Here is a 12,945-nt window from a genome sequence, read left to right as displayed (position 1 = left end):
CGCTCGGCCGACGTCCCGCAATCACATTCCCCACCAACCCGCGCCTGCTACAGTGACTTCCTCTCGCGGCTTGGCCGACCTTCCTGTAAAACGGGAAGTACTTGCTCGATGTCCAGCAGACGAGCCCAGGATCGCAGCGCGCCGAAGTCGTGAGGCGGCCTTGGAACCAAGCGGCATGCCGGCACCGCCAGGATCCACCGATGATAGCACGTGCGGAACAGCTCCCACGTCCCGCTGAGCACTTGAGGGTCACATACCGAGTGCATTCTGCACTCAGCATGGAGTTCGATTAGTGCATCGATGAAAGTATCACCGGCACCGGACTCCGACGAGCCGAGCCAGTTTGACCACGCTCGCGCGAGATCCCGCTCGGGAGAGGCGGCGCTTTCGGCCTCGGCTTCGGCGGCCTCTGTAAGGAATGCCCACGCAAGCGACACGTCCCCCCGAGCGAAGCAGAGCAGCGCCGCGAACAGGCGGATGCGCGGGTGGACAGGAATTCCGTAGTGCTTGGCGTCGTGGAGCGCAACAAACAAGCCCTCCACCGTCGGGTCGAAGGTGGGTCCAGTCTTCGTGCCGGTGAGCTGGAGCCACAAAGCCGCCGCTTCGCTTTCCGGCGTTCCCGGTTCCGCGGCGATCAAGTTGAAGACGATTTCCCCCAGAGCCGTGGTGTTGCCGTGCCTTACGGCATTCTCCCAGGCTCGCCACAATCCACGGTCAGTCGCAGTGGTTGGGGGACTGGGGATCGGTACCGGCAGGCTGTACATCGCACTCGCCCAGGCGCGAGCGAGCAGAACTCTGAACTCCTGGGTGGCTCGCTGCCTCTCGCCGCCCACATAGAGCGCATACGCTAGGGCGAAGTGAGCGTCGAACTGGTAGGCGAGCTCGTCCGCGACGGCGCTGGACAATGCCTTCTTCGCGAGGGCTAGTGGACCGTCGGCGAGGAGGAGCAGATATCCGGCAGCGAAACGGGCAGGAGGGGTGATCTCCTCGAGAGCGGCTCCGCCAAGCAGGAAAACGCAAGCCTGCTGCCACGCCTTTCCGAGCCCATAAGGAGGTGTTTCCTCCGCCTGCACCAGCATCTCCAGCGGCAAGGGAGCGCCGCCGGCGGCCTCGTGAAGAACCTCCGCAACGTGGCGCAGGTTGCGCGCGCTCGGCTCGAGCGCACGCTGCTTGTTGATCCAGTGGAGCGCGGAAGCCGGTCCCGCGCCAGCGGCAGCCCGAAACTCCCTGAGATTGAACGCGAGCAAGTCGGGAGAAAGCGAGTCGATCACGTAGTCGCGCGACGGTCGCGGAAGCAACCACGGCAACGACTCCGAGTCGTCCAGGCGAAGGAGGATGCGGTGACCGGCTTGATCGGTGCGGTCGTAATATGCGCAGGTATACTCCGGCATCTCCTCGCCCAGACCCAGGCGAACCTCCAGCAAAAGTCCGCTCTGGCTCCGGACGAAGGCGATGCGTTCCGCCGGGTCGGTGCACAGATGGGTGACGAGGATCGGCTCCTCCGGGTGGTCCTCGAGTGCCGTCACTTCCTCCAGCACCTGCCGAGTCGCCACAGCGCTGAATTTCAGACCGTTGCCATCGGCCACAGGTGCGATGCGGAGCGGCGTTCCGACGGGGAAGATCTCGCGAATCAGGGCCGGTGAGAGCCGGCACCAGCCCAGCTCACGCTCACGAACGTAGATGCGGTTCCCGGCGGAGAGTACGAGCACTCCGCCGGCTGAAGATGCCTCCACCACACCATTGGCCTCGCCATGCTGAATCGTGCGGTATACACGGTTCGCCACGAGACGGCCGCCCTCCCGGACAACTTCGACTTCGATCCCGCGGCCAGCGGGGTTCGCGCTCTCCATCATCTCAAGCACACTGGCTTCGGGGGGCGCGGGCTGGCAGTAATCCTCGACCCGGAGCGTGGACGGCGTGCCGAGCAGATCCACCAGCAAGCGCTCGCCGGTGATGGCCCCGAGCACCCGGGCGCGTCCAATGCGGCCAGGGAGCGGGGTGGCCGCGGCGAGTTGCCTGCGCCGCGTCAGACCCATCTGTCTCTGATGCGGTTTGATCCACTCCACTGTGGCCCAGAGCACGGCACTGGGGGTGGGGAATAGGTAAGGGTGGAGTTCCCGTCGAGCGCTCTCCTGGTCGAGGGAGAGGGGATCGTCCGGGTCCTCCTCCCACACGACCGCGTACTCCTCAAAACCCACGACGTGGTACAACGGGTGCTCCGGTGCGCCCCGTCCCACGATCACCACGGAGTCGCCGGGCATCGGCGGTGCAAAACAGCGTCGAAGGGAGTTGCCGTCCCAGCGTACAAGCCGCGGAGCACTCTTTGCGCTACGCCGCTCCAGGTGGAGTTCGCTTCCGCGTTTCAGCCAGTCCCCCTCGCCGTCACCCAACGCCAGAAGGCGAACCTGCCACTCCTCCGCGGTGACGAACTGTTCGTCGGGGAAGACCCAGCTGGGGTCTTGATCACGGCCGGATTCTATTTCGGTCCTTATCCCGATCTGGAAAAATGCACGCCGGCCAGCGCGGCCGACCCGTGTTACTCGGAGCACCACCCGGTTCTCGTATTCGGCAAAGGCCTCGCGGAGCCGCGCGTAGCGCTGGTGCCTGGGAAAGGCATTCAGGTCGACGACCACGTCGCTTTCGTCCAGAACGTCCTCGAAGCGGTCGCCCGGTAGGCCACCCTTCCCGGGTCCGAGAACGACACCCTCCGACGTCCGGTGGATCACCGTGACGAACGGACCCGAGAAGTGGCGGCCCGTCCCGCTCCTCACCCGGGTGATCCGGAAATGGGGGAGAATCGCCATGCTCGAGGACGTGCTGGCAACCGGCTCCAGCGTCACCTCGTCCCCCGGCATGAGCAGTTGGAGATCCTGCGCGAGATCCGTGCGGATCTGCGCGCCGTGCAGGGGCTTCACGAGTTCCAGCGGCAGTTCGGCATACCGGCCAAGCCCAGCCTCGAGCACGAGACGCCGTTCCTCGGCGCGCGCGACAATGAAGGACCTGCTCTGGCTGCGGCTGACGTCACCCGCGCGCTTGAGAGGGAACTGTTCCACCAGATGGTCGACGGGCATCGGGTGTTCGGCCTGCACCGTCAGCGAGAACTCTCCGGTGAGCGGGTCACGCGCGGCAATCACGTCCGACCCTTCGATGCCTTCCGGCGCGTCGGCCTGGCTGCTCGCCAGGTTTTGCCAGCGCAGGTCACTCACATATGCGGTGAGCGCGGATGCATTGTCCACCCTATGGGTGACCGAGTGCCACGGAATCGGGTGCTTTGCGCCGTCCACGACCAGAACAGGCCCGCCCGGCTCGATCCGGAGCCTGCCGACTTGCCACTGGCTTTCGACCGAACTCCGCACTTTGACCCAACGGCCGCTTGGGTCGAGTCCCAGCACGGTCTGCGGAATCGGCAGCGTGGCCGAAAGCGTGGTCTCGTTGATCTCGCAGAGACCACGGAGCTGAGAGTACCCAACGATGCTGCAGTTCGGCCGGGCCCTCCTGTTTTCTGCTTTCTCCTGCCGCCGTTCCGGCGTGCTCCAGAGCTTCGTGAGCACCGTGGGAGAGCGTTCCGGCTTCAGGTAGTGGAGGTGACCGTGCAGGAAGCCCGTTATCGTGACCCGGTAGCCCCGTTTGTCAGGCCTGAGCAGGAGGATGTCACCCGGCTGCGGCTGCCCCCATTCGTCACGCAGCCCATCCAGCTTGGCGAGGGGTAGCTCGACATTGACCGCGATGTCGAACTCCACGACCAGCGTTTCGGCGGGAGTTGTCTCGAACGGAGGACGGACAATCACCTGGCATTCCGGGCCGTCAAGGAGATACCAGAACCGGCGTGCCGGGACATCCGTCAAGGCGAGACGCACGTGCTTCTCGGGACTCCGTTCCCAATGCTCGCCCTTGCGACTCGCGGGACGGGCCTCCACCTCGACGACCCGCGCCAGGAAGATGCGCTCGAGGGGAGTTCCCACTAGGGCGTGCAGTCTTCCGCGCCGCTCTGAGAACCGGTTGTCGGAGATCGAGTAACCGCCGGTATGGCGTGGGTCGAGCGACTGCACCGGGAGACGCGCGGTATCGTCCGTCTCCCTGGGTGTGCCCGCCCGCACATATACTAGGTTGTCGAGGGTGAACACCTCGTCGGTCGACAGGAGCCGGAAGGTCATCGTCCCATGCTGGTCGTCCACCTCGACCAGCTTCAGATACGCATCCTCCGGCTCCACGTTCTCGCCGATCCAGGCAGGCCAGCCTTCGACGGGATGCTCCAGAATCAACCGCCACCGTCCCGTGCGGTACGCAGGTGGAAGGCTCCGCAGGTTGGTCTGAGCGAGCCCTCCGCGTAACTGGGTGATCTGCACATTGCCATCCACATTCCGGATGGCACCGATGAAAACACCCTTTCGGGCATGAAACCGCTCGACATCGTGACGCAGGCCGAGTTCCACGTCTCCAATATCGATGATGCTGGTATCTTCGTCCTCCGCGTCGTCCCCAGGAGTTCGCTCCTCCGTCTCGGCCGCGCATACGCGGAACTCGCGGACCACGTCGCCCCGATGAAGGAAGTGCGGGTCAAACGGCTCACCCTTGAATCGGAGCTGGGCACGTCTTGCGAACAGGGTATCACCGGGACCCGCCTCGAACAGGTAGATCTCCCGGGTTCCCGCCGGTTCGTGGGCGTGTACGGCGTCGTCGAGTCCGCAATCCAGGATTTCCTCCGGCGAGAGACGGCCCACGTAGAAGAGCGGACGGTCGCGCACCACGGTGCCAGGCTGGCCGAGGGAGAGCGTGGCGAGCCATGGGCCCAGCGATGGCGGCTTGTTGCGCCGCAACGACACGAAGATGCCGCGTTTGGCCTCGCGTAGCAGGGTGAAGTCGGCAAAGAACCCCGCCCGCGGGAGCCGGCCGACGAAGCGCAGCCATGTCTGCTCCTCCAGCGGCAGAGGGAGCGCCTCGGCGTGGGAGAGATCTGTCAGCTCGACACCAAGGCCATCGCTGCACGACACGACCTTCCCCGGGAGCCCGCTGAGTCGGCTGCGATCACCCAATGCCTCACCTGCGGAGACACGCTCTTCTCCCTCGGCGCGGGAATGGAGAGCCGTGCCCGGGGCCACCAAGTCGGGGACGAGCCGGAAATCGTACAGCTCCGAGCGGGTACGTGGCTCGGTCGTCCTTGACGTCTGGAGCCGAAGGCCGGCAAGCACGCAGGCGATGCTCGTGGTCCGCTCCTTCCGCAGCTGCTCCAGCAGCACATCCGGTGCGGCCAGAGGCAGATCCGAGTGCTCGAGCAGAAGCTGGAGCGCGGGAAGGTTACGGAAGAGGGCGGCAGGGAGCGTGCACGGGAACTGCCCGTCGCTTAGGCGCCCTCCCAGTTGCAAGGAGAATTGCCGCCCCTCCGCTTCGTGCGTGATACCAGGTTCGAGGCTCACGATGCGAACGACTGGCATCCCAGCCGCCGGCCGGAGGAACTCGAACTGTACCCGGTCGAGCTGGCGGGCCTGGGTAAGGTATCTCTCCCCGCTGATCTGGTCAGGCGTAAGCCGCAGAAGCAGAGAGGGAGCGAGGGAGAACAGCCAGTACGGGTCGTCGGGGTTGGGGCGGCGCAGGAGAAGGGCCATCTTCGTCCCCCGCTCCCCTCGTGCGATCTCTGTGATTTCCTGGGGTGTCAGCGGAGTATGCAGCGTGGTCCCGTACACCTGGCGCGGGATGCGCTGGAGCACCTCCCGGTCGCCCACCCTCGCAACACGCAACAGGTCACCGAGGGTCAGCGGCACCGGAGGTTCGAACCTCCACTCCGGTGCCGCAGCCCCGGCGCGGATGTCAGCCGAGGGAACGAGCCAGCGAGCCGTGTAGTTGGTCCCTCCGGCGCGCGGCACGCCCACGACGAGCCCCTGCACCGTGCCGCCCCCCAGAGCCCAGGGAAGTGTGGTAAATGCCTTGATGTCGCCCAACTCCTCAGGTGGGCGGGGGCGGGCACTCGAAGTGCGAACCCGTATCTGGGTCCCGGCTTTGCGAAACTCCTGGGCTGAAAGGGGCGATGGGACGAGGTAGGGCAGCTGGGGATCCAGGCGCACGGGGAGGAATCCCACGTCACACTGAAGCCCCCGCCGGTCGGGCCAGAACCGGGGCCGGTGGCGGAGCATGTCAAAGCGCTTGAGTTCGATCAGCTCGCGTACGTCCCGCTCCGGCATTCGCCGATCCAGAAAGAGCGACGACTCGCTGGGTGCTCCAACGTCAAGCCGAAAATCTTCTGACCAGGGGAACCATTCGCCTTCCACCCTTGCTGAAGCAAAGGAACTCTCCAATTTGCGGAAGTAATCCTCCGACTCGGCTTCGACACAGACGCGCGGTATCGGAAGGCCATCGAACGGCGGGTCGTTGAGCCGGACCTCCAGGCGCGTCCCGCGGTCGACGATCTCGATGTCCACCGGATCGCCTGGCTTGAAGGCGTCACAGAGCTTTGCGTTGGTCATGTCGGGCAAGCCCTCGACCATTAGGACCGGCTCCCTCCCCCCGTGATGCAAAGATGTCGGGCCGACACCTGTTTGCTCACGATCACCCATGATCGTGGTTAGACGGAGCCGGGTGCAAGCCGGGAGCCTATCGACGGGGAGCGGAGCGCCTTCGAAGTACACCTGGCCCTCGGTCAGACGGGCCAGGGTTGCAAGAGTGGCAAGGCCGGGGACCGGCGATCCAGCACCCGCGAGACTGCTTGGGGCCACCTCGACGACGTACTCGGCGAGATCTGCGTCACGCTTCACCAGGGTGATGTACTCAACCTGTCCAGAGGCGACCGCCAACAGCAGATCCGTGTACCCCCAGATGGGGTCCACGCGAAGCAGGCTCGCGGCTTTGCCATCCTCGAGAACGCGGAGCCAGCGTGTCTCCAGGTTGATTCGGGCGAGCTTTGGATCGGTGCGCGGGAGGGTGTCGAGCCGCAACAACTCCCCGAGGTCGGCTGTGAGTTCTCTTCGTGGAACAGGGAGATCGGCACTGCCGATTCGAGCGGACCAGTTCCTCACGCCACCCGCGCCCACGGAGCCGGCCACAAGAGTGCCCGTGACCATCTGGCCGGGCGAGAGCGGTGCCGCATCGAGAGCGGCTTCCGCCTTCACGAGAGGGAACGCCTTGGCAGGGGAGGTGGCGCCTACGTTGTTCTGAGGTTCCACGACGACGACCTGTCCGATGTGAGGCGTAAGCCCCTCCGCAGCCCGTGCGACTGGCCAGATTGCTCTGCCCCTGTCAGGGTCCCAAACCTTGAACCCCGGGTCGATCAATACGGTGCTCTTGTCTGCCCGCACCTCAACGACCGTGGCACAGAGCGCCGGAAGCCGGCCCTCTTCCCGCGCCTGGGCCCATCGGTCCAGCAGAAGACGGTCGGCGCGCCAGAGCCGGCGCACATCGATGGGCGGGGTGGAGGGCTTGCCCTTCGTGAGCCGGAATCGCGTGGGCAGGTCGACCACCGGAGGAAGGCACCGGAGTTCGATCAGGACCGGAGAGTCAGGAGGGGGGACCGGGGGCGTGATGGCTACCCGTATCCTCCGGCGCACTCCGTCGGCCTCCACTCCGAGATCGACCACGACTTGGCCATTGTCCTCCTGCCGGAGGACCCGGCCGATCAGATGACAAGAGTTGAAGCTGGCCAGACGTTCTTCGAACGCCTTCCGCTTATCCGTCTCGTTCCCGGGCAGCTGGTGGAAGTCGACCGTGCCGGGGGCGACCGGCCTGTAATGGGCAAGCCCCGTAAGGCCGGTTTCGTCCGGCCGGTGATGGACGAACCCCATGACCACGTCGCTGGCGCGCAATGCGAGGTCATCGTCCACACGAGCGAGCGATCCCCCGGTGGCCACAATTTCGGGCGGCGCCCCTGGCCCGGTGGTCCAGCCGGGGAGAACCGTACCGCGGAAGGCCACGGACTCGTGTGTCTCGACGGGGAGCTGTCGTGAGAATCGAAGCTGGCCATAGATCTGGTAAAAGTCGTCCGCCAGCTCCCGTGCCTCGATGCATAGCTCCCGCAGGGCACGACGCTCCAGCACCAGCGAATCATCAGGCACCGGCCCCTGCCTGCGCGGAGTTCCGGCGAACGGAGCCCCCCCTCCGGCTCCTTCGCCCAGCATGGTCACAAGGTGGCGATAGACGTCTTTCCGCGGCAGATGCCGGCCCGCGAGGCGCCACTCCGCCATGAAGAACTCCAGTTCAGCGCTGCTGGCGGTTCGCAGAAGCGCGTCAAGCAGGCGGCGCACTCCCTTCTCGACGGGCGATCCCGCGGACGCGAACGCCCCCAGCAGACGCCGCCGGACCAGGACTGACTGCAGCCGTCTCAAGCCCGGTCCCGCAGCCGCGGGTCGGTGCCGCGAGGCTACGGCGGCGAGATACAGGGCAGCCGCTCGCTCGCTGGCCGGACTCGCGGAGGTACCGCTTGCCACCGACCGCGCGATGAACTCCGCGCAAACCGCGAGATCAAGCGGACTCAAGTGCGTTCTCGGCTGCGCCGTGAGCGTCTCGGCCAGTCCGCTGACGACCTCGTTCGATGCGAGGACGATCGCGGCCGGCAGCGCTTCATGGAGTTTGTCCCGGTCCGGAACCCCGGTGTCCTCCGGGACTGCGGCGCCGGACGCCGAAGGCGTGTGCAGCCGCAGGACAAGCGCCGCAACGGCGCGTAACCACTGCCGCGTCCCCTGGTCTCGGGCCAGCAGACGGAGCGCTCCCCGATGCCTCGTAATCCAGTTTTGGGACGGAGAGTCGCTGGGCTCCTCCAGGGCTCGGACCGCACAGGAGACCAGCACGTTCGCCTTCAGCGGCGTGAGTCCTCCGGCACCGAGGAATTCGTCGACTGCATCAGGGTGGGCCAGTTCCGTCATGCAGATCTGCTCGACCACCTCCTTCAGGCGGCGGCGGATCGGTGACGCCGCGTCGGGAATCACCATGTCCACCCCGATCGTCAGGCCCGTCAGGTAGTCCAGGCACGCCATCTTCGTGCGGGAGCCAGGCTCGTCGTCCGGCTCTGCGTAGAGCGCGGCAGCAATGCGAGCGCCTTCCAGCATCCACCACCCGCGAGCATCGACCTCGGAGGAGACCTCCGTCTGGAGCCTGGGCGAGTACCTGTCCGGCGGATCGTACCCGAAGCCGGTCAGGCACGGTGTGACGAGTGGAAGCAGGTCGTCGGTTCGCGGCGAAACTCTCCACGTCTCCTCCAACTGGTAGGTCCATTGTAGCGGGTCGTCGGGCGCATCGGAGGCTGGGATGGGAAAAGCCCAGTAGTCATTGCTGCGATTGGATCGCTGCAGGAGCCGCTGGGGGTCGCTGATCCGCAACGTGCCATGGAACCCCACACGGCCAGCATTGCCACGAGCATTGGGCCTGATCCGGACGCGCAGCGCCTGGCGGTGGAGTCCCACGGCAACGCGGAGAAGCCGGCGCGCCTGGTCCTCGGCGAAATTCCAAGCGAATAGATCCAGACGAAGGGCCGAGGGCTCGTGCAGTAACCTGATGATCGTCTCCCGGGCCTCGGGGGAACGGGCCTGAAGGGCAAGGATGCCGATCCCCCGCATCAACCCGACACTGAGGGTGCGCAGATCGTCCTGCCTGAGTGGTCCCGCCGGGCTGCGCCTCGTGACCCATCGATACTCGTCGGTCAGAAAACGCAGGGCACCCTGTCCCGCCGGCGGTGAATCGATGCTGGATGTGCGCGCATACGCCTCGATGGCCGCGACGGCGATGATCGGCAACGCGTCGTGTTCGTAACGCTGGCGGAGTAGCCGGTCCACCGGGATTGCCGAAGAGGTCGACAGACCCGAGTATCCCATCCACCGGACGACCAGAAACCTGAGGAAAACCGGGCCACTGATGGCCCACGCGTGCAGCCGTCCTCTCAACTCGGTGCGGTCGGGGTGGAGGAGGAAATCCTCCAGCACGCCACCCACACTCCCGGCGTTCTGCTCGGCACGCGCCCACTCCGAGAGTCCGAGCAGCATCGCCATACCTACGATCTCCTCCCGGAGCGCAGGGAGGGCACGGAAGGGGAGGGGCACGTCCCATTCCGGTTTGTGACCGATAATCTCCGCCGCAGCGGACAGGCCCTGGGCGAGCCAGCGCTCTGGGCTCCTGGAGAACTGCTCATCGTTGTATTCTCGGAGGATCTCCATGCCAGTCTCGCCGGCCGAGTTTGCGCAGAGCCTGCGTACACGGCCCCGGACAAGCGAGGTAGGATGGGCCAGCCAGCCGGCCAGCCAAGGGAGGACGAACAGCCTCTTGGAGATTTCGAGGTGTTCGACTTGCGATAGCCGTCGGAGGGCGAGCGGAAGGGAGGGGGGTGGGCCGGCGAATGACTCCGCAAGCGCGACAAGCTGCTCGGCCTGCCGTTCCGCACTCCGCGTGGCCCCGAATAGCTCCTTGAGGTAGGGCATCCATTCGTACATCGCTTCCCCCTTAGGTGCAGGTACTGCGGGCGAAATCCTGAGTGGCAGCGATCGGACCGAGCATGCGGCTCTTACCGGCCCACGCCCACGATCTTATCCAAGCGCTCGGCGCCAAGAGTGCTGAGCTCCCGCACCCGCAGGCGGCTACGCGGGTGGGGGGTACTTCGTCGGATCCGCAGCAGCCGCCGAAGCCAGGAGCTGGGCGACATGCCCCGCAGCAGATGTCGGCCAGCTACGGCCGTTGATCATCTCGCGGTGTGCGGGAGTCAGCGGTGGCCAGAGACAGTCGAGGAACAACGAGTACGCATCCGGATCGGCGGCCATCCCTTCGAGCTCGGCAGGCTCCGCGAACCGCAAGCTGGCACGCAATGCAGCGCTTGTCGGGTGAGAGCCGCCTGGCACCTGGCCCAAACCGGCCAGAACGGCTCGTCTCGCCGCGCGAAGGAGAGCTCGTCTCGCCGGGGCGGAACTCATCTCAGGAAGCAGCGCTAGATAGACCTCTGGCCGGATCCCTCCCAAAGATTCTAAGAACCCGGCAACCTGTCCGTCGAAAGCCGCTCTCACGGCCCAGCGGACACTCGGCATGAAGCGCTCGTCCTCTCTACCCACGCCCCCGAAGCTGCCGGCGGCCGAGAGAATGGGGGGCGATAGCAGCGACTCGAGCGTCCGCAGCTCAGATAGTCTCTCCCACCGATCCGCTGGTCCGAGGTCCTCGAGCTTGGCTTCCACGTACCGGTCGACCAGATCGCGCACACGTTCATGCCCTTCTGGCCACCATTGGAGGACCAGCCCGAGGATGTCCTCGTTGATGGGCTCAATAGATTCCGCGTACCAAGCGAGATCCTCCAGCACAGCGTCCGCGAACTCCGGGTCCCCCCGGCAGAACCTGACCAGGGCGAGCGCACCTAACGCGGTTCCCAGGTGTGCCTCGCCCCAGGCTGTCTCTCCCGCCCACCACTGCGCGGTCCGAGTCATCTTCAAGAGATCCGCGAGGTAGGGGCTCGATTTTCCCAGGTTGTCGAGACGCGCCTCGATCACGGTCGGAGAATGCGGCGACCGGGACCAGGTCCTGCGCAACGCCCAGCAGGTGAACGCCTCTACCGCCGCCTCGGTTGCGCCGGGTTGGTGGAAAACGGGGTCATCCGCTTGATCGACCAGTCTTTCGACAAGCTCCTGAACGGCATCCCGTGATAACCATTGGTTTCCGAGCACGGAGCAGCTAGGCCACCCGTGGTCACGCTCCAGCTCACCGGCAATCAGCGGTCGAACTGCGGGTGGCAACGCACGCACCGCGGCTTCAACGAGTCTCGCGCGTGTACCTGCTGCATCGGAATGCTCTACGAGCTGGAACCACCAGTCGAACTCGGTGATACCGTAGACCGTGGGAGAGCCGAAGCTCGCCATGCGCTGCCGTGCGTCGGGATCCGCCCGAAGATATCGCGCGAGTAGAAAGGCGAGCTGGTATGTGGGGAAGGGTTCGGTCGGCCGGGGAGGAGCCGGGGCCGGATTCTGTTGGGAACCAGCTTTAGCCGCTTTCCGGAGGCGGTTGTACGTTCTTCGCGGAATCGGCACCGCGACGACTTTTTGGAAGATACGCTGGAAGGCCGGGCGGTCGAGCCAGCGTTTCTTTTTCCGGCACACCACCTTCCAAGCGTGCACACTCAGATGCGGGAGGACCTTGTCACACTCCGCAGGTTGCGCGTCGTGCACTCTCTCGCCATACGCAAGCAGTGCTCGCCGAATCTCTTCCCTGACTTCGGCCTGCTCCTCGCTGGCCGTTTCCCAGTGGATTCGGCGGATCAACCGCTCACGTAAATCCTCGTCGTCTGCACGGGTTATAAAATCTTGAAGTTCGTTCACGGTCCCATTCCACACTTCCCTCGATTCCCGGGCGCCCCTGGACTCACGTCGCGGTGTCGGAATCACCATTGCACCAATTACTATTGCCAGAAACTGACGCAGGGGTTCGAGGGTGACTCCCGCCTCCCGGCAACGGTCCCAGTAATCGAATCCCTTTTCGGAGCTTCCAAAATGCGCCCCCTTTTCACGCCCCCGTTTTGCGGTGGTGAGAAACCGAAGCTGAATTTTCCGGTCAGGATTGTTCTTCTGGTGCTGCCAGAGATGGACGATTGCTTCCCGGACCTCTTTGGTTCGGAGGGTGATGCTGCCGCTTACCTCCTTGACCTGCACCGTTTCAGCGCTAGTGTCCCCGATGCGGTCGAAATCCTCCGCCCCTTCGAGGTACAGCCGTTCGCCCGGCTTAAGCTCAACCCATTCCCGCACCGTCCTGAGAATCTGGCCGGCATATCCCTTGAGGGTTGGAATAGCCTGACGCGAGGGACTCGCCGTGAGCGGTGTGGGTTCACGTTTCGTCATCGGAGCAGCAGAAAAATCGCATCGATTCGAAGAACAAGATTCACCGGCCGAATACCGTGTGATCCTCCTCTACAAGGCTGTCCCTACTCAGCCTGCCTCCCAATAGGCATACCGTTTTTTTACCGGTAGCGGACCTCTGTACGGCGGTTCGGCCTTGCTACTCTCC

Annotated in this window: 2 protein-coding genes; both read right to left on the bottom strand. The window is 65.1% G+C overall.

Annotated elements, in window-relative coordinates:
• Positions 1 to 47: 47 nt before the first annotated feature.
• A complete protein-coding gene (locus VF647_13820) occupies positions 48 to 10,130 on the bottom strand; it encodes a hypothetical protein (protein ID HEX8453176.1) in 10,083 nt (3,360 codons plus the stop codon).
• 417 nt (positions 10,131 to 10,547) lie between these two features.
• Positions 10,548 to 12,779 (bottom strand): hypothetical protein, encoded by a 2,232-nt coding sequence (locus tag VF647_13815; GenBank protein ID HEX8453175.1) that lies wholly within the window; start codon positions 12,777 to 12,779, stop codon positions 10,548 to 10,550.
• Positions 12,780 to 12,945 lie beyond the last annotated feature (166 nt).

It is taken from the genome of Longimicrobium sp. (assembly GCA_036387335.1).
Classification (GTDB): domain Bacteria; phylum Gemmatimonadota; class Gemmatimonadetes; order Longimicrobiales; family Longimicrobiaceae; genus Longimicrobium.
The sequence above is the reverse complement of the archived record's forward strand: the minus strand, read 5'-3'. Positions and strand labels throughout refer to the sequence as shown.